The sequence below is a fragment of the Metabacillus litoralis genome, assembly GCF_020524045.1.
Classification (GTDB): domain Bacteria; phylum Bacillota; class Bacilli; order Bacillales; family Bacillaceae; genus Metabacillus; species Metabacillus litoralis_C.
This window is the reverse complement of sequence record NZ_JAIVKL010000030.1, coordinates 1-19,569: the sequence shown is the minus strand read 5'-3', so window position 1 is coordinate 19,569 and position 19,569 is coordinate 1. Positions and strand designations below refer to the sequence as shown.

General features: G+C 33.3%; 19 protein-coding genes, 1 tRNA gene, 1 rRNA gene and 1 riboswitch. Of the genes, 12 read left to right on the top strand and 9 right to left on the bottom strand.

Annotated features, from left to right (window positions below):
- Positions 1-77, bottom strand: a 16S ribosomal RNA gene (locus tag LC076_RS23310); the annotation flags it as partial.
- Between the two features lie 362 nt (positions 78-439).
- Entirely contained in the window at positions 440-1,060 is a 621-nt protein-coding gene (locus LC076_RS23305; RefSeq protein WP_226671513.1) for a hypothetical protein, read from the bottom strand.
- Between the two features lie 412 nt (positions 1,061-1,472).
- Positions 1,473-1,572, top strand: a riboswitch (TPP riboswitch).
- Between the two features lie 114 nt (positions 1,573-1,686).
- Here LC076_RS23305 and thiT point away from each other — a divergent pair.
- The gene (gene thiT, locus LC076_RS23300; protein ID WP_226671512.1) at positions 1,687-2,259 is read left to right on the top strand and encodes an energy-coupled thiamine transporter ThiT; all 573 of its coding nucleotides are present in this window, start codon (positions 1,687-1,689) and stop codon (positions 2,257-2,259) included.
- 129 nt (positions 2,260-2,388) lie between these two features.
- Here thiT and LC076_RS23295 read toward each other — a convergent pair whose 3' ends face one another.
- Positions 2,389-3,030, bottom strand: a complete 642-nt coding sequence (locus tag LC076_RS23295; RefSeq protein ID WP_226671511.1) for a class D sortase — start codon at positions 3,028-3,030, stop codon at positions 2,389-2,391.
- Positions 3,031-4,032: a processed acidic surface protein gene (locus LC076_RS23290; RefSeq protein WP_226671510.1), complete on the bottom strand. Its 1,002-nt coding sequence runs from the start codon at positions 4,030-4,032 to the stop codon at positions 3,031-3,033.
- Positions 4,033-4,230: 198 nt separating this feature from the next.
- On the opposite strand from LC076_RS23290, the gene LC076_RS23285 reads away from it, so the two are divergent.
- Both LC076_RS23285 and LC076_RS23280 read left to right on the top strand, forming a co-directional pair.
- Positions 4,231-4,419 (top strand): hypothetical protein, encoded by a 189-nt coding sequence (locus LC076_RS23285; RefSeq protein WP_226671509.1) that lies wholly within the window; start codon positions 4,231-4,233, stop codon positions 4,417-4,419.
- Between the two features lie 120 nt (positions 4,420-4,539).
- On the top strand, positions 4,540-5,664 hold the full coding sequence (locus LC076_RS23280) for a hypothetical protein (RefSeq protein ID WP_226671508.1): 1,125 nt from the start codon (positions 4,540-4,542) through the stop codon (positions 5,662-5,664).
- A gap of 13 nt (positions 5,665-5,677) precedes the next feature.
- On the opposite strand, the gene LC076_RS23275 is transcribed toward LC076_RS23280, so the two are convergent.
- Positions 5,678-6,586: a DMT family transporter gene (locus tag LC076_RS23275; RefSeq protein WP_226671507.1), complete on the bottom strand. Its 909-nt coding sequence runs from the start codon at positions 6,584-6,586 to the stop codon at positions 5,678-5,680.
- Positions 6,587-6,768: 182 nt separating this feature from the next.
- On the opposite strand from LC076_RS23275, the gene LC076_RS23270 reads away from it, so the two are divergent.
- Complete coding sequence (locus LC076_RS23270) at positions 6,769-7,272, top strand: DinB family protein (protein ID WP_226671506.1); 504 nt, start codon at positions 6,769-6,771, stop codon at positions 7,270-7,272.
- 22 nt (positions 7,273-7,294) lie between these two features.
- Positions 7,295-8,647: an SGNH/GDSL hydrolase family protein gene (locus tag LC076_RS23265; RefSeq protein ID WP_226671514.1), complete on the top strand. Its 1,353-nt coding sequence runs from the start codon at positions 7,295-7,297 to the stop codon at positions 8,645-8,647.
- 179 nt (positions 8,648-8,826) lie between these two features.
- Here the strand turns inward: LC076_RS23265 and LC076_RS23260 are convergent, their stop codons facing one another.
- Positions 8,827-9,510: a hypothetical protein gene (locus LC076_RS23260; RefSeq protein ID WP_226671505.1), complete on the bottom strand. Its 684-nt coding sequence runs from the start codon at positions 9,508-9,510 to the stop codon at positions 8,827-8,829.
- Between the two features lie 222 nt (positions 9,511-9,732).
- On the opposite strand from LC076_RS23260, the gene LC076_RS23255 reads away from it, so the two are divergent.
- A complete protein-coding gene (locus LC076_RS23255; protein ID WP_226671504.1) occupies positions 9,733-11,121 on the top strand; it encodes a protoporphyrinogen oxidase in 1,389 nt (462 codons plus the stop codon).
- 353 nt (positions 11,122-11,474) lie between these two features.
- Here the strand turns inward: LC076_RS23255 and LC076_RS23250 are convergent, their stop codons facing one another.
- Complete coding sequence (locus LC076_RS23250; RefSeq protein WP_226671503.1) at positions 11,475-13,304, bottom strand: ABC transporter ATP-binding protein; 1,830 nt, start codon at positions 13,302-13,304, stop codon at positions 11,475-11,477.
- Positions 13,301-15,028: an ABC transporter ATP-binding protein gene (locus LC076_RS23245; protein WP_226671502.1), complete on the bottom strand. Its 1,728-nt coding sequence runs from the start codon at positions 15,026-15,028 to the stop codon at positions 13,301-13,303. The genes LC076_RS23250 and LC076_RS23245 overlap by 4 nt, the downstream gene beginning before the upstream one ends.
- 238 nt (positions 15,029-15,266) lie before the next feature.
- Here LC076_RS23245 and LC076_RS23240 point away from each other — a divergent pair, with 238 nt between their 5' ends.
- The 4 genes from LC076_RS23240 (at position 15,267) to LC076_RS23225 (ending at position 17,574) form a co-directional block, all read left to right on the top strand.
- Positions 15,267-15,554 carry an MTH1187 family thiamine-binding protein gene (locus LC076_RS23240; RefSeq protein WP_204955310.1) on the top strand — a complete coding sequence of 96 codons (288 nt, stop codon included), beginning with the start codon at positions 15,267-15,269 and terminating at the stop codon, positions 15,552-15,554.
- A 24-nt stretch (positions 15,555-15,578) separates the two neighbouring features.
- Positions 15,579-16,475 carry a mechanosensitive ion channel family protein gene (locus tag LC076_RS23235; protein WP_226671501.1) on the top strand — a complete coding sequence of 299 codons (897 nt, stop codon included), beginning with the start codon at positions 15,579-15,581 and terminating at the stop codon, positions 16,473-16,475.
- Positions 16,476-16,488: 13 nt separating this feature from the next.
- Positions 16,489-16,851, top strand: coding sequence for a DUF2188 domain-containing protein (locus LC076_RS23230; RefSeq protein WP_226671500.1), 363 nt, complete (start codon positions 16,489-16,491; stop codon positions 16,849-16,851).
- 204 nt (positions 16,852-17,055) lie between these two features.
- The gene (locus LC076_RS23225; RefSeq protein WP_413466026.1) at positions 17,056-17,574 is read left to right on the top strand and encodes a CarD family transcriptional regulator; all 519 of its coding nucleotides are present in this window, start codon (positions 17,056-17,058) and stop codon (positions 17,572-17,574) included.
- Between the two features lie 250 nt (positions 17,575-17,824).
- Here the strand turns inward: LC076_RS23225 and LC076_RS23220 are convergent, their stop codons facing one another.
- The gene (locus LC076_RS23220; protein ID WP_226671498.1) at positions 17,825-18,958 is read right to left on the bottom strand and encodes a restriction endonuclease; all 1,134 of its coding nucleotides are present in this window, start codon (positions 18,956-18,958) and stop codon (positions 17,825-17,827) included.
- 186 nt (positions 18,959-19,144) lie between these two features.
- Between LC076_RS23220 and LC076_RS23215 the strand changes: the two genes are divergently transcribed.
- Together LC076_RS23215 and LC076_RS23210 are read left to right on the top strand one after the other, a co-directional pair.
- Positions 19,145-19,217 (top strand) — tRNA-Ala (locus LC076_RS23215).
- Between the two features lie 140 nt (positions 19,218-19,357).
- The coding region (locus tag LC076_RS23210; protein WP_319005584.1) for an HTH domain-containing protein at positions 19,358-19,569 on the top strand (212 nt) is incomplete at its 3' end.

The following is a 19,569-nucleotide window of genomic DNA, read 5'->3' as shown; positions in this document are numbered from 1 at the left end:
CCATCAATTCGCTCGACTTGCATGTATTAGGCACGCCGCCAGCGTTCGTCCTGAGCCAGGATCAAACTCTCCAATAAAGTAGTGTTTGACTTGCTCATAGTTTGTTTCGTTTTTGTACTATTATATAGTACGTTTTGTTAATCGAAATTAACATTGGCACGCTTGGTTTTGTTTAGTTTTCAAAGATCATTTGTTGCCGTTTCGTCTAGAAGCGACTTTATTAATATAACATCCACCTAAATGCTTTGTCAACATTTTTTAAAAATAAAATTGAATGTTTATTAATATGTTTTGTCGTCTTGTTTCAGCGACGTTTAATAATATATCATGATGATTATTTAATTGCAAGCACTTTTTATGATTTAAATTCATCTTATTTTCTCCGTCACTATGTAACAACAAAAAAAGATGACCTATTTAGTCACCTTACCTAAAAACACTATGCAAAAGTTCCTAGCTTATATTGTTGTTCAACTGTCAGTATATCCTCGTATTCTTCTATTATGCCTTCTTCTTCACAAACAGCCCTCAATATTTTAAAAGCAGGGATTCGTGGTGGCTCTGTTCCATTCTTCATCGCCTCTTGAAATAATAAAGGAGCTAATTCTATTTGTAGCTTTGCATATTCAATACATTTATATAGAGAACATTCATTTTCCTTACGCAACTTATTGTGCATAATAACCAGTTCCTTATAAGAACGATGCATTATAAAGATATTGTTCGTTCTTTCTACAACTTCAATTAATAACTTCTCTGCAAGATCATACTCTTTTGCCTCCATCGCCCAACTAGCATTACCTAACAAAAAGCCATACACACTTCTTTTCGTCTCCGCAAAACTTTTTGGATCATCAAGGTCTTCCGATTTGATCCTTCCTCCGAATGACCAACTTGTACGATTTCTAATAAAAGCTCTTTCCGCACCTAATAATGAATGCCAAAATTCATCCAAGTTTAGTTGATGCACAATTCCACCATACTGTTTTTCTAAATGTAATTCTTTTACCTTTTGTAGATGCACCGCACCTTTAAAATTAAAGAGTTTCTTTATCCCCATACCATTCACCTCATAGGACAATATGTGTGAATTATATGAGTACTTTCTATATTTAATTACTATAACCTACTTTAAATAAGTGTTTTCGTACACTTTGTTATTTTTATATCTTCTAAAAGAAACAATTTTAGGCTAGTGATATCTTTTTTCATAAAACTCTCTCTTAGTAAAAATCACTGTATAATGATTAACTAAGGCATAAGCTATTAGATATAGTGTATGATCTTTACCTTCTAGAATTAATCACCTTTAGACTTCGAGAGGCTCGGCATAATATGAAAACAAAAATTGTTTCTTCTATATAATTTAGTTAATAAGCAAAATTTCAGTAAAGAAGCTTAAATAATTTATCATTATTCACTTGTTGAATGCTACCTAATCCTGTATAGTGAAAATCAAAAATACGAAACATTTTAACCACAAGGGGAGCCGTTGGCTGAGATTGAACATTTCGTTCTAACCCTTAGAACCTGTTAGTTAGTACTATTGTAGGGATGTGGATGGCCATAAAAAGTAGTGTTGGAACCATCTTTTACATCCATCACTACTTTTTTGTATGCAAAAATCACTTAAATAGGTCTTTTATCGTTCTCCTTTGGGTTTAATGTAGAAAAGAGGATTTAGAAATGCAAGGAAATAAACGATTATTATTTTTTATCGAGGTAGCCATGTTATCTGCATTAGCTTACTTATTAGATTTGTTATCTGGTTTGTTTCTAAAGCTACCACAAGGCGGTTCTGTTTCTTTAGGCATGATACCTATTTTTATTATCGCTTACCGTTGGGGAGTTAAAGGCGGACTTTTAACTGGTTTATTATTAGGATTTTTACAAGCAGTGCTTAGTAACGCTTATATTATCCATCCTGTTCAGGGATTTCTTGATTATTATTTAGCTTTTACAGTTGTCGGCTTCAGTGGAATATTCTTTAAAACTATTCAAAATAATTTAGGTCAAAACCAGAAGAATGTCAGTATTGTGTATATAACACTAGGGGTTTTACTCGGAAGTATCCTAAGACTTATTATTCATGTGATTGCAGGTGTAACTTTTTTTGCTTCCTATACTCCAGAAGGAACACCAGTTGTTACCTATTCTATCATCTACAACTCTACTTACATGATCCCTACTATGATCGTATCAGCTATTGTTGTAAGTATCTTATTGTTAACATCACCTCGACTGATAAAAAGAAATTAAATAAGGAACATAGATACCGCAACTAGACTTCTATAAAATACCTATTTCATAAGTTGAATACTATCTCTTAAATTTCCAATAAGGTTAATATAGAAAAAAAAGATCAGCACAAAAGGCTGATCTTTTTTCTTAATAAGTTTCTTCTTTATCTACTAAACTTGCCACTAGAACATATCGTTCTGGTGCTGAACCAATAAAGTCAAAGGGATAACAAGTGGAAACTGTTAAAGTAGCTTCTGGTTTTGGTACGATAACTGTTCTATCGTTTTCATCAACAATTCTGACCTTCCGCACTTTATAAGTAAAAGTCTCTGATTTAGTTTCTACTATAAGACTATCTCCCACACCAACTTCCCCAAGTTCTCTAAAGACCGTATCTCTATGTCCTGAGAGGACTGAATTATCATCATCTCCAGGTAACACTGATTCCGCGTAGTGTCCTACACCTTTTTCTAACTCATCCTCATCTGTACCATGATATATAGGCAACGAAGCCTCTAGTTTAGGTATGATGAGTGTTCCAATTAAATCTCCCTTTTCCAGTTGAGCTTCAGCAAGTGTGTCCACTTTATCTTTAGGTGATATACTTGATATATCACCTTCTAAGGTTTGGTCTACTTTATACATTGTGTAACCTTTGATTAACTTAAACACATTTGTGGATGAAACATATAAGCCAAGTGAAAATAATAAGATAATAAAGAAAGTAATAATCTTTGTCTTTTTCTTTATCTTTCTTTTACTACTTTCCCTAGATTTTCTTGGCTCCATTTACTGTACAGAACCTATTTTCTTTTTAAGCACTAGTGCTAAACCCATTAAGAAGATTCCGCCCAATATCCATTCAGGATAATGACCTGCAGTTTTAGGGAGTTTGGCTCCTTTAACTGTTTCTTTAACACGATTATCTTTTTCTTTAGTTTTATTTACAACTTTCGTAATTTCCTTGGCATCTTGGATGTCTTTTCCTGTATTAGCAATTAATTCTGAGCCAATCATTTCCGCTGTAAACAATACATCTAATAAGAAGTCTCCTTGTGCATTAAAAACTTCAATTAACAAACTAGTGCCTTGCTCTGGATTTTGAAGTTTCATTAAAGAATTCAGGTCAATTGAAGTTTTAACCCCATCTTTCACTAAATAGTACTTTAAGTTAACTTGTAGTAAATTTTGTAGATCATTGAAGACGTTTAATATTTCAGATATTTGTTCTGCTGATAAATCATCAACACTGTCAAATTCTTCGAAAGCAATCATTCTCTCAGATAATAGAAGTAATTTATCTTCAAAAGTAGGATCATTTGTAAATAATATATCCAAATGTTCAAACAGGCGATTAAGCTCTTCCTCCGTTAAACCGAGTTCATCAAAAAGCTCGATCATTTCTTCATCTGTTTCTTCTGATTTTAAAAGGATAATTGATTCTACATCGTATATATATATAAATACATCTTCGATAGATTCTCCCTCTTCAAGTTCACCATACTCAATTAATAGATCGATTAATTCATCTTCAGTCATATTATAGTCTTTTAACAATTGCTGAAGGGAATCAGTGTTTACTGGTTCACCCACATAATCTACTAGTTCTTCTAATGTAGCAAATTCATCTAATGTGTAACCATCATATGATAGATAATTTTCTAAATCTTCTCTTGTAATTCCAAGATTATTAACATAATCATTAATTTCATTTTCTTCAATCGCAAAAGCAGGAATACTTCCAATCAATAAAACAAAAATAGCGATCAACCCTGAAACAAATTTCTTCAAAAAAAGTCCCCTCCAAATATTGTAATAAATAGATATTCACTCAAAATTATAATCTTTTAAATTATGAAAAAATAGAATTGTAATATATAATTTTTTTCTCTATAATTTAATACCTTTTTCTATAAAACTATCATATTTTAAGTTTCACCTGCATTAACTAATAGAAAGACTAGATTGTATAAAAGCGGAGGAATAACAATGAATATATCTTATGCAATTATGTTATTAACACTCATCCTATCAATATTTCATTTTTCTTATGGCTATAAGGAAGCTATAAGAATTAGTAATGAGGAGGGACCTGTACATGGTATGTCACTTATTTTGAGCATACCATTAGGGTTTACATTTGCACATTTATCCACTATTTTTTATCAACAAATCTAAGCAGCACTATGCAAATGCATAGTGCTTTTTTATGTTTAACCATCGCAAGAATTTTTCTCCTGTTATTTTTTGTTCATTTTGTTCATAAACATCATGTAAAAGAACCTTTAGGAGGATGTCTTGACCACTTTAAAAAAGGTTTGTTCATATTTTATACGATTACTATTCTTAATGATTTTCATTTTCTTTCTATCGCTATGTATTTATATACTGTTTACAATAAAAGTTAGTCTTTTTATTTCATCTGTTCTTATCGTCATTACATTTGGTGTTCTTTGTTACTTGATCTTCAGGTTGGTTAAGTCAAGTCGGGCGTTTCGATTTTTCATTTTTAAAGGCTTTTCGGGTGGTTTGTTCATTTCATTGTTAATTTTTATTTCCTTTATCGTCTCCATCTATTTTTTTTCAATTAATTTGATGATTGCTACAGAGTTTGGTAATGATCTTACAATAGAAGAAAAAATAGACTTATACTCTCTCGCCTTTCAGAACGGGAAAACATCGAGTACTGATTACAAAGTAATGAAACAAGACAAAACTATGACAACTTATAAAAATGTTAATATCTATTACGAATCACACGAAAAAGATTTAGTACCGATCATTAAGCATGTTTTAGATAAAGCAGATCATATAACAACAAAGCTTTTCGGCCCTGTAAAAGACAATCAAATCGATTTTATTCTCCACTCTTCAACTGAAGATCTTTATGAAAAAACTTCGTTAAAACAAACAATAGGCTACTTTGATGACCCAAATGACATCATAGGTGTGGCAATAACTGATTTACCTCTCATACTTTCAGAGCAAATGCCTCAATCATTTTATTTTAATAGCACCATTATGCACGAGTATACTCATTATCGACTACAAGCATTTATAAAAGCGCAAGGAATATATGTTTATCGATTCCCATTGTGGTTTCATGAGGGGGTTGCAGAGTATGTTGGTATGTATAATGTGGATCAAAGATACTATCCATTTGAAGAAGCTGACTTTAAACAACTCATTACACATAATGATTGGGAGAAGTTTAGATTAAATGATTTTGATGTTTATACTCAAAGTCATTATGCCATTTCTTTTATTGTTGATCAGTTTGGGGAATCTATTATAAAGGAGATTATTGAAGAAACGGCTAAGGTAAATGATTTTGAAAAAGGATTTAAACAAGCAACAGGTTATACAATAGATGATTTACAAAAAATTTATGTGAAAGATGCTAGACAAACAATTGCTGAATAAGCCTGCTACCATATTAACTAGCAGGCTTCAAATCATTTACAGAGCGCTTTTTTAATTGTTTTTCAAACAAAAACAACAAAATGCCGATCATACTAATCATACTGCCTATAACCTGTGTGAATATCACTTTTTCATTCAGTAAAAAATAAGCAAGAATAACCGCACCTACAGGTTCAAATAAAATCATGATTGAGATTGTATTTGTACTTACCCATTTTAAAGACCAATTAAATAATGAATGGCCTAATAAAGTAGGGATAATAGCTAGTAAGATGAAATAATACCAATCAGATACCGGATATGGAGATAATGGGTATTGAAGCACCAAACAATAAAGCAACAAAGTAATAGAACTTATTCCATAAACAATAAACGTATAAGAAATCAATGAATGGCGCTTTCTAATTCCTTGACCAAACAATAAGTATGCTGTAATCATTGCACAAGCTACTAATGCCAACACGTCACCAAATAACGCTAAACCACTTATTCGAAAATCACCCCAGCTAATTATGACACTGCCACTTATGGCAAGTAATCCACTTACTAATGCTACCTTTGACACCTTTTCCTTAAAAAATAAATACGTTCCTACAAAGGCAAACAAAGGCTGCAATGTTACTAATACGACAGAGCTAGCAACAGAAGTAAAATTGAGTGATTCAAACCACAAAATAAAATGAAAAGCTAAAAAAACTCCAGCAATTGTCGAGTATAACCAATCTTTCTTCGTCATTAACTTTAACTCTCTTCTATTTTTCACAAAAAAGAATGGGGCTATTAGTATAGTAGAAAAAAACAAACGATAAAAAGCAATCACCGGTGCTGGTGCAGTTGTAAGCTTAACAAATATAGCAGATGTTGAAACAGCAATCACACCAACTACTAGTGCTAAAAAAGGATAAAACCTTGATCTATCCATAACCCCAATCCTCCATGTTTTCGAAAAATCAAACCTTACATAGTTTATCACATCAATAGATTTCAGACTGCGAAATTTGTAGATTAAATATGACAAGAATTGGATTTTCTTTATAGTATAATAGTGGCTAGATAGAACAAATTGACAATCTCAGCATCAAAAAACAAGAAGGAGGAAACAAAATGATTTTACAGCTTGAAGCAACGCGTAATGAGATCGTTCATACTGTTGAAGATATTCCTGATACCTTATTTAACGAAAAAGAATCGGAGAATTCATGGAGTATTGGTCAAGTTCTTGATCATCTCTTAAAAACAGAAGTTGAAATTAGACGAGCAATAAAATACATGTTAACACTACCTGAGCAAGAACCACTTCCAGATAAACCGCTAGCTTTAACTCTTGACAGATCACAAAGAAGAATAGCACCAGAATCAATTTCACCAACAAAAGAGTTTGTAAAAAAACAAGAAATTCTATCTTCACTTTCCGAATCTAGAAAACAATTATTTCAGCTAATTGACACCATTCCTTCTGAAAAAGACTTAACAAAGACTCGTTTTAAACATCCATTTTTAAAAGAATTATCTCTTAAACAATGGATAGAATTTGTCGGATATCACGAAAAACGCCATCTAGCACAAATTCTTGAGATTAAGCAAAGCATCACAAATGAAAGCGTTTAAAAGGAGAGAAAACCAATTGAATATGCTAAAAAAACTATTACCAGTTTTCATTCTAGTATTCTTACTAGGTAGTGTCTTAATACCTACCTCTTCTGCTGAAGAATCCGAAGAAAAATTAACCATTGTTTCGTTAGGTGATTCGATTACAATGGGCTGGAATATCGACAACCCTCAGAGTCCTAATGTTCAGTCTACGTCTGCGTTTCCATTTTTAATCGGCTCTGGAAATAATGAGGTATTAAATGTTAGTTATCCTGGGTGGACTTCTGCAAATTTATTAAGTGCGGTTCAACAAGAGAATTCATTAGAAAAACTAAAACAAGCTGATGTTGTGACACTGAACATAGGAGCAAACGACTTATTAAAGGCAACAAATTTACAAGGTCTCATTTCTTCTGGCAAATCTTTATCAGATCCTGCTGTAGTTGCTGAAATTCAAAATAATGTGTTAGCGGCTTCAACAGAAATCTCCAAAAATCTTGCTATGATCATTAACATCATTAAACAAGAAACAGATGCACCAATTTTGTTATATTCCTTATATAATCCATTTGGACCTGACAGCGACCCTATGTCTCTTTTTTCACAGATTCATGTATTAGGAAATCAAATAACAGGATTAGTAAATCAAAATGTATATGGTCCGATATCAAATGCAAATGATACTAAGTCACATTACTTAGATTCTTACTCAGCATACGATGGCAAGCACATTGAGTATATTATTCCTGGAGATATTCATCCTACTAAACTTGGACAACAAGCTTTAGCAGATCTTGCAACAGCTAAGTTAGTAGAATTAATGCCACCAGGAAACATTGTTGCATCATACCCTTCTGAAGGAGAAACTTCAGATCCAGTGATAATCAAAATTGAAGAAATCCAACATCTACATGAATTAAAGTGGCTACCTGGTGAAAAAAGTGTGGAGGACTTCAAAGAATCAGGAAATCTGATTTCCCAAAACACTTTTGAAGTAACTGAAAATGGGAAGTACTCAATTTATGCAAAAACAGCTCTATCTGAAAGTGTTATTTCAATTGAAGTAACAAACATTGTACCTAAGGTTGAAGAACCTGTTGAAGAGGAACCTAAGGAAGAAAATCCTCCGATTAAAGAACCTATCGTGGAGCCAAAAGATGAGGTAACACCTCCAAAAAATGACGAGAAGGTAAAACCTGCTCAACCTAAAGTAACAGATCCAGTAAAGATAGAAAAACCAAAACCAACCGTTGTTAAAAGCGGACATGCCTTGCCAAACACAGCAACATCGATGTACAGCATTTTAGTAGCAGGAATGTGCTTGGTAGGAGTTGGCGGTGGAGTTTTTATGACTCAACGAATACGCAAAATAAAAGCTGGTAAAATCGAATAGTAGGTAGGATAAATTCTAACATTATAGATTTTGCAAACTGGTTAAAAACGATTGACTTTCGAGGCACAAAGCCTTGTGAAGAGCTTATAATGAGAAACTCAGCAAAGTAAAGTGAGTAACGATGAAAACAAGTGTTAATACCAAACTGAGAGGCTGATTTAACAGCCTCTCTTCATTTATTACTTATGATGGTGTTTTCCTTCATGAAACCTACCAAAATGAAGAAATTCTCTATCAGCTTCAAATGGAAATAGATTTTGTTTTTTTGCCTCTTCCGCATGATTTTCAATTAATTCATGCATGATCTCTTTTGTTGACAGATTTTCAACATCTATATTGAGTTTTTCTGCCGTTTGACGTATTTTTTTATCTCTAACTTCTATTGCAACCTCTTTAAGACTCTTTCCATCTGTTTCTATGGCTAATTCTTTTGCTTCGTTCATCACACTTTTTTCGAACACTTCTTGCGCTAGTACTTCTATGCTCTTTCCTTCTGTATTAATCTTTAATTCCTTCGCTTTTTTCAGAAGTAGTGTTTCATATACTTCCTTAGCCAATTCATCCAAGTCTTTTCCTTTTGTTTCAATTTTTAGCTTCTGCGCTTTTTCAATCACGATCACTTCATGAATTTCTCTCGCTAGCTGCTTCTTATCTTTTCCTTCTGTTTCTATCCCTAACTCTTCTGCTCTTTTTTGAAGAAATTCAAGCTTCATTTTGTGATTTTTTCCATGATGGTGCTTTTCCTCACTCTTTTCATGTTTCATCTCTTGTTTAACTTCTCCTACTGCAGAAACAGATTGAACACCAACAAAACTTAATGAAAACACACCTGCCAATAAATATGAAAGTAACTTCTTTTTCACTCTACTTCCTCCATTCTAGTTTTCGTCGTGTCTATGTAAAACGATCTACCTTTGTAGACATTCCTTAGGTTATCCAAAGATATGAATAAATTGTTAACAAACTGTTGCGTATTTATGAAATATCTCGGAAGAATTATGTGATCCTCACAAATAACATATATAATAAACACTATACAAATTAGACAATAAATTGGATTTATTATAACTTGAGGAGTGACTACCATGAAAACGGCTGTAGTTATAGGAGGAGGAATTACCGGCCTAACAACTATGCATTATTTGCAGAAGTATGCACAAAAGGAAAAGCTTGATCTTCGTTTGATTCTTGTTGAACAAAGTGAGCAACTAGGCGGAAAAATTAATACCCATAAAGCTGATGAATTTATCATGGAAACAGGTGCTGACTCCATTGTTGCTAGAAATGAAGCTGTCCTTCCTTTAATAGAAGATTTACAATTAGAAAATGAAGTTGTTTACAATGAAACTGGCATCTCTTATATTTACTCAGATAACAAATTAAAACCAATTCCTGCTGATTCTGTTTTTGGAATTCCATTTAGCATAAAATCTTTATTTAGTAGTACGTTAATCTCACCAAAAGGCAAGATCACTGCTTTAAGAGACTTTATTACAAAAAACCAACAGTATACAAAGGATAGTTCAGTTGGTGAATTTCTAGAAAGCTTTTTAGGTAAAGAACTTGTTGAAAAACAAATTTCTCCTGTGCTTTCTGGAGTATATTCTGGCAATCTTAACAAATTAACACTTTCATCAACACTTCCTTATTTAGTAGATTATAAAAATGAATATGGCAGCATCATTCGCGGCATGTCAAAAAACAAAGAAAAGTTCCAATCAGCAAACAATAAAAAATTTCTTTCTTTTAAAAATGGTCTTTCTTGTATTATTGACACTCTAGAAAACCAATTAACATCGGCAACGATATTAAAAGGTGTAAAAACTCTAGAAATCAGCAAAGAAAATGACTGTTACGGAATTAGTTTTGAAAATCATTCGTCCATTTCTGCTGATTATGTTGTGTTATCAACACCACATGATGTTACACAAAAACTACTAAATAACGAGAAGTTAGATACTGAATTTAATAAATTAAAAAACTCATCACTTATTAGTATTTACCTTGGCTTCCAACTACCTGACAAAGAGCTTCCGGCTAATGGAACAGGTTTTATCGTCACAGAAAACAGTGATTTACATTGTGATGCTTGTACTTGGACAAGTAAAAAATGGGCTCATACATCAGAAAAACAAAATCTATTGGTTCGGCTTTTCTATAAAGCATCAAATCCTTCTTATGAGAAGATAAAGGATTTGTCTGAAGAAGATCTTGTCAAAGTAGCACTACAAGATATCGAAAAAAGCTTAAAATTAAACGTTACACCAACATCGGTAAAGGTAACAAATTGGCGTGACTTAATGCCAAATTATCATCTTGAACACAATAAAGCAGTCACAGCTTTGAATGAGGAATTAAACAAGCTATACCCTAACACTTTCTTAACTGGCGCTTCTTATTTTGGAGTTGGAATTGGTGCTTGTATAAAAAATGGGAAAGAGACTGCTGAAAAAATTATAGATACACTTAAATAGCAAAAAGAGGTTGGGACATAAGTATTAAAGCTAATGATAAACCCGAATTATTAGGTGATATATGAATTAATCATTCGCCTAATAGTTCGGGTTTTTATTTGCCATCTTCTATAGTTTTTTTGATTTTGAATACTATTTTTAAGAACTTAGTGGAATGTAGTGGAAGACACTCGACTCCTACGGGAATTGAGGAAAGGCTGAGACCCCGCAGGCTTGCCGAGGAGGCTCAGCTTCATCCCCGTGGAAAGCGAGTGTCTGCAGCGCAATGGAACGAACTTGTTTTTTAGCCTAACTGGATTTAGATATATTCGTCTTTTTGGATGATTTCTTTAATTATGTCCCAGCCTCTTTTCTTATGAAGCGGACTCACTTTGAGAAAATTGACTTTTATATAAATCAGCGTAAAATCCGTTTTGGCTCAACAAATCTTCATGTGAACCTTTTTCGATTATGTCGCCATCCTTCATCACAAGAATAAGATCTGCATCACGAATTGTTGATAAACGATGGGCAATAACAAAGCTCGTTCTTCCTTCTAAAAGCTCTGTCATTGCTTTTTGAATTTTCATCTCTGTTCTTGTATCAACACTACTTGTTGCTTCATCAAGAAGGAGAATTTTCGGTTTTGCTATGATCGCTCGGGCAATTGTAAGAAGCTGACGTTGTCCTTGAGAAAGATTTGTCGCATCTTCACCAAGTACTGTTTCATATCCATCTGGAAGAGTACGAATAAAGTCATCAGCATAAGCATTTTTTGCTGCATTTTCAATATCTGTATCTGATGCTTCCTCATTTCCGTAAGCGATATTTTCTCGTATTGTTCCATTAAAAAGCCATGTGTCTTGTAAAACCATAGCATAAAGACTGCGAACTTGTTTCTTACTCATATCTGTTAAGCTAACCCCATCAATTTTTATACTACCTTGATTCAACTCATAAAATCTCATCAACAAATTAACAATCGTTGTTTTCCCTGCTCCTGTAGGCCCAACAATCGCCACCGTTTGACCTTCCTTCACTTCAAGACTAACATCATTGATGATTGGCTTATTTGGTTCATAGCCAAATTTAACGTGTTCAAAGGAAACATGACCTCTATGAGAAGCAGTCTTAATAGACGAATCATTTTCTTGAATTTCTTCTTCTTCATCCAATAATGTGAACACACGTTCAGCAGAAGCAATCGCTACTTGAATCATATTTGCGATACCAGCCGCTTGTGCTAATGGCTGTGAAATTTGTTGTGTGTATTGAATAAACGCTTGAACATCCCCAACACGAATACTACCATTTAAAACTAGTAAGCCACCTGATATGGAGACAATAATAAACCCTAGATTTCCTACAAATCCCATCAATGGCATCATTAACCCTGATATAAACTGCGCTCTCCAGCTTGACTGATACAAACGATCATTAATTTCGTCGAACTCTGAAATTGATTTCTTTTCATGTCCAAAAGCCTTTACAACTTGATGACCAGTAAACATTTCTTCTATATGACCATTAATTGTTCCAAGCTCTTCTTGTTGTTTGACGAAATGCTTTTGCGAGAACTTTGTAATAAATCTCGCCACCATTAAGCTAAGCGGAATGGTCACTAATACAACCAATGTTAAAAGAGGACTAATAACCAGCATCATAATGATAATTCCGATAATCGAGATCACAGAATTTATGATTTGAGTTAAAGCTTGCTGTAATGATGTATTAATATTATCAATATCATTAACTGCTCTACTCAATAAGTCACCATGTGAATGTTGATCAAAATAACGAAGTGGTAATCGTGATAGCTTTTCATTTACTTCTTTACGAAGCTGTGCAACTGTTCGTTGAGCAATTCCCGCCATGATATATTGTTGTATATAAGAAAACAAAGATGAAAGAATATATAAACCAATTAATAGTAGAAGAATTCTTGAGATAAAATCAAAATCAATTGAGCGACCAGATGTAAAGCTTTCAAAAATAGATGAAGTTGCATCTCCTAATAGCTTTGGACTAATGACATTAAATAATGTTGATAAAATTGCAGCTAATGCAACTAGGATCATCCTGTTTTTCCATGGTTTTAAATAACTTAAAAGTCTTTTAAAAGCTTTGTTAAAATCCTTTGGCTTTTCAACCGTCATACCTTGACCATGTCTCATACCTGGGCCTGCTGGTTTTTTTTCACTCATGCGCCCACCTCCCCATTTTGCTGAGAAGCAACAATTTCCTGATAGATGATATTATCCTTTAATAGCTCTGCATGTGTTCCTATTCCCGCAATTTTACCTTCATTTAACACAATAATCTTTTCTGCTTCTTTCACCGTATTCACTCTTTGTGCAACAACTAAAATCGTTGCATTAGCTGTTTCTTGTTTTAGTGCATCACGTAATTTACGATCTGTTTGATAATCTAGTGCAGAAAAGCTATCATCAAAAAGATAAATCTTTGGCTTTCTTACGAGTGAACGTGCAATGGATAACCGTTGTTTTTGACCTCCAGATAGATTTACACCAGCTTGCTCAAGTTTGCTATTTATCCCTTTTTCTCTTTTTTCAACAAACTCGATCGCTTGAGCGGTTTTTAGTGCTTCGCGTATCTCTACATCCTCTGCTGAAGCATTTCCATAGCGCATATTTTCTGCTATCGTTCCACTAAATAATGTCGCCTTTTGTGGGACATAACCAATTTTTCCTCTTAGCGTGCTTTGCAGCATATTTTGGATATTCACTCCATCGATCGTGATTGTTCCACTTTCCACATCATAAAAACGAGGAATTAATTGAAGAAGTGTAGATTTACCGGCACCTGTACTCCCAATAATAGCTGTTGTTTCTCCAGGCTTTGCCACAAAAGAAATATCCTCAAGAACTGGTTTTTCCGCTCCTTCATAACGAAATGTCACTGAGTTAAACTCAATGATACCCGTCTCACCCTCTAAGATTTCTTCGTTTATAGGATCTTTTATCAAAGGTTTCGTCAATAAAACCTCATTTAATCGTTTTGCTGAAACTTGAGCCCGAGGAATCATAATAAACGCCATCGAAAGCATGATCAAGGACATTAAAATCATCGCTGCATACTGAATAAATGCTAATAAATTACCAACCTGCATATCACCTTGTTCAATACGAATTGCACCAAACCACACAATCGCGATATTTGTAAAGTTCATAATAATAAGCATGATTGGAAACATAAATGCCATTAACTTTCCAACTTTAATACCTGTATCACGAAAATCTTCATTTGCTATGTTAAAACGATTTTTTTCATAATCAACTCGGTTAAAAGCTCTTACAACACGTATCCCTGTTAAAGCCTCTCTAAGAATGAGTGTTAAGCGATCTGTCTTTTTCTGTAATGAAGAAAACAGCGGAATTGCTTTTCGAGCAACAACGAAAATGACAATAGCCAAAATAGGTAAAGCTGCTAGAAAGATGAGAGATAAATACCGATCTCTTGATACAGCAAGCAAAACACCTCCGACTAGCATTAAAGGAGCTCTTGTCATCATTCGCTGCATCATATTAATTACATCTTGCACAACCTTTACATCATTTGTTGTTCTTGTTATAAGTGATGCCGAGCCAAATTTTTCATACTCTTGTAGTGAAAAATGCTCAACATGCACGAAAATTTTTCTTCTCATATCTCTTCCAAATCCTAATGAGACTTTTGAAGCAAAATAACTAACTCCTACCATTAATACAATTGCCATAAATGAACAAAAAAGCATCAAGGCACCTGTTCTTAAAATAAAAGGCACATCTTGATTCACAATACCAATGTCTACAATTTCAGCCATTAATGTTGGCAAATATAATTCAAATAAAATCGCCGCTAACGAGAAAACCAAAACTAGAATAAGCTTTGTTCGATATGGTTTAAGATGTTTTAACATTTCTATCATTTTTTCACCTTCTTCATTTATGTTCAGTTCATTATCACTTTTTTAATTATAGTATAAATGAATATATTTCACCTAATGAAATATTCTGTTAGAAAACTGAGAACTGTTTATAGCTAGAGGAAACCTATTATGTTAAACCATCAATGCTATTTATTCATTATATTCTTTCTATTATGTATGTTTATCACGTTCCTATTAAAGGTAAAGGATAAATAAATGAGTAGAAAGGAGATTGATGATGGCTACTGTAACTGCAGGATTTCAAGTTCTACCAAATGGCAAGGATATGAATACAGATGGTGTTATCCCTCAAATGGTCGACGTCATTAAAGCATCAGGATTAAAATACCACGTTGGACCAATGGAAACTGTTGTAGAAGGTAATTTTGATGACATTATGTTATTGATTAAAACAACACAACAGGTTGGAATTGAAATGGGGGCCACAGAGGTTTTAACCAATATCAAACTGCATTACAAACCAGATGGAGTCTCAATAAATAATAAACTAACACATCTATCATAATTGTTGATAGAGTAGGAGTATTTTATGGAAGAAAGCATAAGAGCATTACTATCAAATATGTTACTTACAAAGATTGCGATTGCATTAGTTGGAATAACCATTATCGTGATTATCTTCAGAGTTCTACAAAAAAGTGTGAGTAAATATGTGAAAGATTATGATAATCGATATAAAACAAGAAAGCTAATTAATATCATAGGATATGTTGTCGCTTTAATCTTTATCGCAATTGTTTATAGTGATCAGCTCGGTGGAATAACTGTTGTACTTGGTGTGGCCAGTGCTGGTATCGCATTCGCTCTTCAAGAGGTTATAATCAGTATTGCGGGCTGGATATCCATATTAGTCGGCAACATTTTCAAAACAGGTGACAGAGTGAAAATGGGTGGTATTAAAGGTGATGTTATCGACCTAGGTGTTTTAAGAACAACGATCATGGAAGTAAATGAATGGGTTGATGGTGATTTATATAACGGACGAATTGTGAGAGTAGCGAATAGTTTTGTTTTTAAAGAACCTGTTTACAATTATTCAAATGATTTCCCCTTTTTATGGGATGAGATTAAAATACCGATTAAATATGGTAGTGATTATCAAGAAGCAAAGAGGATCATCTCAAACATAGGTCAAGAAGTTACTGGTGATTATGCTATCAAAGCTAGACAGGATTGGGAAGAAATGTTGAAAAAATTCCTTATTGAAGATGCTAGCACACAATCGATGGTGACAATTGCCGCTAATGATAATTGGGTCGAATATACCCTTCGATATGTAGCAGAATATCGTTCACGCAGAACAACAAAGGATCTACTATACACAAGAATACTTGAAGAAATAGATAACAGTCCAAATAATATCGAATTTGCTTCAGCCACATTTGACTTAGTAGGTGCTCCTACTGTTGATGTGAATTTAAAATAAAGGAGAGATTATCATGAGTTGGACAAAATCAGATTATCCAGCATCAATGAAAAATTTATCTTCTAAAACAAGAAATAAAGCCATTGAAATTGCAAATGCACTACTAAATGATGACTATGCAGAAGGACGTGCTATTTCAATTGCCATATCTCAAGCTGAAAAGATGAACACTTCTAATGAAGAACTTCCATACCACATCGTTCCTCATAATGATGAGTGGGCAATCAAAAGGGAAAATGCAACACGCGCAACTGAAGTATTTTCAACAAAAGAAAAAGCATTGGATAAGGCGCGTGATCTTGTTAAAAACAAAAACGTGCAATTAACCATCCACCGTCAAGATGGATCAATAGAACGTGTTCAATATGCAAATTAGTAAAAATGAATGTTATTTGCTTATTTATAAAAATAGCGGTTTTCAATAGGAAAACCGCTATTTTTTTTTGCATTTTGACCGTGTTTATACTACATAAATAAATCGATTGAAAATATTTTATAAAAACAGAAACAAAACTATTGACACACATTTATAATAAATGATACTATTAAAAATTTGATATTACTTCACAAACGTGTTATGATGATAATACATTACACGGAGGTGGATTATTTGTTTAAAATTGGTGATCATATTATGTACCCTATGCATGGAGCAGGAATCATTGAAGGAATTGAAGATAAAGAGATCCAAGGAGAAATTCAACAATATTTCGTTATCAAAATTCCAATGAACAACATGCAGGTACTTATCCCTTTAAAGAAAATCAAAAATTCACACATACGGTCTGTTGCAGATGATCAAGCGACAAAAAACATTTTAGATATTTTCCACAATGGTGAATCTGATTCATCACTAACTTGGAAACAAAGATATAAAATTAACTCCGATAAAATGAAAACAGGTAAGTTTCAGGAAAGCGCTGAAGTTGTTCGTGATTTAATGAGAATACAAAATGACAAAGCCCTAAATTCAAGTGAAAAACAAATGCTAGACAACGCAAAGAAAATGCTAGTAAGTGAATTAGGTATCATAAGAGGCATTTCTGAAGTTCAAGCATCAAACTTATTGAAAGATCCAGTAGCAGCGGCTGCTATTTAATTCAAAGTTAGCTTTCCTCAACTTTGTTCATTCTCCGCTAATTTATGAAATTACTTTCCTCACCATGTATTACCCAATGAACTAGTTTTTCTTTTTCACAGTTTATTTCACATTCTTAGAGATGAATATTCGGCCTCTATGGACTTTTATTAGTCTGTAGAGGTTTTTTGAATGCAAATAAATGTGATGTTAGGGACATCGTATCGTGACCTGTAGATTACTTTTACTAGTTAAAAATTTCAACAGCCGTTCATTCACCTTCAAAGTATGAAAAATCAACTTCTTTTACGATAAATTTTTTCTTAAGACTTACGCCAATATTGTTCTCAATCATTAATTTCGCAAGTCGTTTACCATCTATAAGGATAATTTTTTTACTTTCCAATCGTTCAACATATTCTACAGCACCTCTTGTAAAGTTGGAGGTGGTGATAAATATACCTTTTCTTGCACCCTTTCCATCCAATGCTCCAGAAAAGCTCATCACATCTGGTCGACCAACAGTATTTTCCCATTTCTTTGCTTGAACATAAATATTATCAAGACCTAGTTTATCCTCTTTAATCACACCATCTAAGCCACCATCATTCGTCTTCTCAGTCACTTGACCGTCTCCATATCCCATAGCGGTTAGCAGTTCTACTACTATAGTCTCCAATCTTCTCCAGTGTGCTTGTTTTAAATGATCAATTAAATCTGTCACTAAATCGTTTTCAATTTCTTCTACTTTATCTTGGATGATATCAAAGGGATCTACAACGTTTTCTAGTTCATCAATTTCTTCCTTAACGTCATCCAAATCATCAGATAGAAGTTGTAATCCATCATCAGTAATTTGATAAGTGTATTTACTCACTTCTTCTATATACTCTTCCTTCTTTAAGGAATACCTCGCTAATCTCATTCTATGTGAGAAAATAAATTCCTTACTATCTGGGTAATTTAAACTTTTTTGTTCATCTGTTAAAGAGAAATGTTGTGCAACTCCGTCATTTATCATAGTAGTAGTATATGGCTTTTTATCTTTAATGAAATTTAATAATCCAATGACGAGTTCTTTCTGATTTGGTAATGAATTAGCAAGCATTTTATCTTCAATGCTAACTACATTGTTATTTTTCATCAGCTTTTGTAAGATTTGTGAATTTTTAGGCACACCATTCTTTTTAATAATTTCTAGTATTTCATTACTTGTATAACCACTTTCACTCATCTCTTTAATTATGGAGAGAATTTCATACGACTCTTCAGTAAATAATTTCGTACTTCCCTCATTCTTAACAGGAATAAATTCTTTGAATATCTTAATCCATCTTCGACCATTTGCTTCAGACCAACCTACTCTGTTAGACAAAGCTTTTTGTGTCATATAAGTTTTTTTCATAATACAACTCCATTTTCTATGTACGTGGTTATATTTTACCATCTATAGATCGAGAATTATATCGTTAATGAATAGTAGAGTATGAATGTTGGAATGATCTACACGTTAAGTTATCCTTGACCAATTCCCTCTATGAAATTAAAATGAAAATATGTTCTTATCAAAGTTCAGAAGATATTTTTTTCCGGGGCATTAGCTCAGCTGGGAGAGCGCTACGCTGGCAGCGTAGAGGTCAGGGGTTCGATCCCCCTATGCTCCATCACCCTAAATAAAAAGCCCTTCATTAAATAAAATGTACCCTATAGAGTAGACACTTAAAAAAAGTCTACCTATAGGGTACTTTTTTGTATAATTAAGAAACACAACTAGAGAAATACAACATGGGACTGGGGAATGGTTATGAGTAATAAGATTTTTACAGAGAAAGAGATAAAACTACTATCAGCTAATAAGTACGTTAAATTGGTAATTTCAAAAGGAATTACTTATAACGAGGAGTTTAAACATATCTTTATCGCAGAAAACGAAAAAGGTAAGCTACCAAGGGAAATATTTGAGGAATGTGGGTTTGATATAGATATTATAGGTATGCATCGAGTTAGATCTTCGGG

What these genes read in the sequence shown, in the direction of transcription:
- LC076_RS23225 (WP_413466026.1), top strand. Translation starts at nt 17,056, where the DNA reads ATGATAATACATTACACGGAGGTGGATTATTTGTTTAAAATTGGTGAT.
- LC076_RS23285 (WP_226671509.1), top strand. Translation starts at nt 4,231, where the DNA reads ATGAATATATCTTATGCAATTATGTTATTAACACTCATCCTATCAATA.
- LC076_RS23255 (WP_226671504.1), top strand. Translation starts at nt 9,733, where the DNA reads ATGAAAACGGCTGTAGTTATAGGAGGAGGAATTACCGGCCTAACAACT.
- LC076_RS23295 (WP_226671511.1), bottom strand. Translation starts at nt 3,030, where the DNA reads ATGGAGCCAAGAAAATCTAGGGAAAGTAGTAAAAGAAAGATAAAGAAA.
- LC076_RS23270 (WP_226671506.1), top strand. Translation starts at nt 6,769, where the DNA reads ATGATTTTACAGCTTGAAGCAACGCGTAATGAGATCGTTCATACTGTT.
- LC076_RS23245 (WP_226671502.1), bottom strand. Translation starts at nt 15,028, where the DNA reads ATGATAGAAATGTTAAAACATCTTAAACCATATCGAACAAAGCTTATT.
- LC076_RS23235 (WP_226671501.1), top strand. Translation starts at nt 15,579, where the DNA reads ATGGAAGAAAGCATAAGAGCATTACTATCAAATATGTTACTTACAAAG.
- LC076_RS23230 (WP_226671500.1), top strand. Translation starts at nt 16,489, where the DNA reads ATGAGTTGGACAAAATCAGATTATCCAGCATCAATGAAAAATTTATCT.
- LC076_RS23220 (WP_226671498.1), bottom strand. Translation starts at nt 18,958, where the DNA reads ATGAAAAAAACTTATATGACACAAAAAGCTTTGTCTAACAGAGTAGGT.
- LC076_RS23305 (WP_226671513.1), bottom strand. Translation starts at nt 1,060, where the DNA reads ATGGGGATAAAGAAACTCTTTAATTTTAAAGGTGCGGTGCATCTACAA.
- LC076_RS23240 (WP_204955310.1), top strand. Translation starts at nt 15,267, where the DNA reads ATGGCTACTGTAACTGCAGGATTTCAAGTTCTACCAAATGGCAAGGAT.
- LC076_RS23275 (WP_226671507.1), bottom strand. Translation starts at nt 6,586, where the DNA reads ATGGATAGATCAAGGTTTTATCCTTTTTTAGCACTAGTAGTTGGTGTG.
- thiT (WP_226671512.1), top strand. Translation starts at nt 1,687, where the DNA reads ATGCAAGGAAATAAACGATTATTATTTTTTATCGAGGTAGCCATGTTA.
- LC076_RS23250 (WP_226671503.1), bottom strand. Translation starts at nt 13,304, where the DNA reads ATGAGTGAAAAAAAACCAGCAGGCCCAGGTATGAGACATGGTCAAGGT.
- LC076_RS23265 (WP_226671514.1), top strand. Translation starts at nt 7,295, where the DNA reads ATGCTAAAAAAACTATTACCAGTTTTCATTCTAGTATTCTTACTAGGT.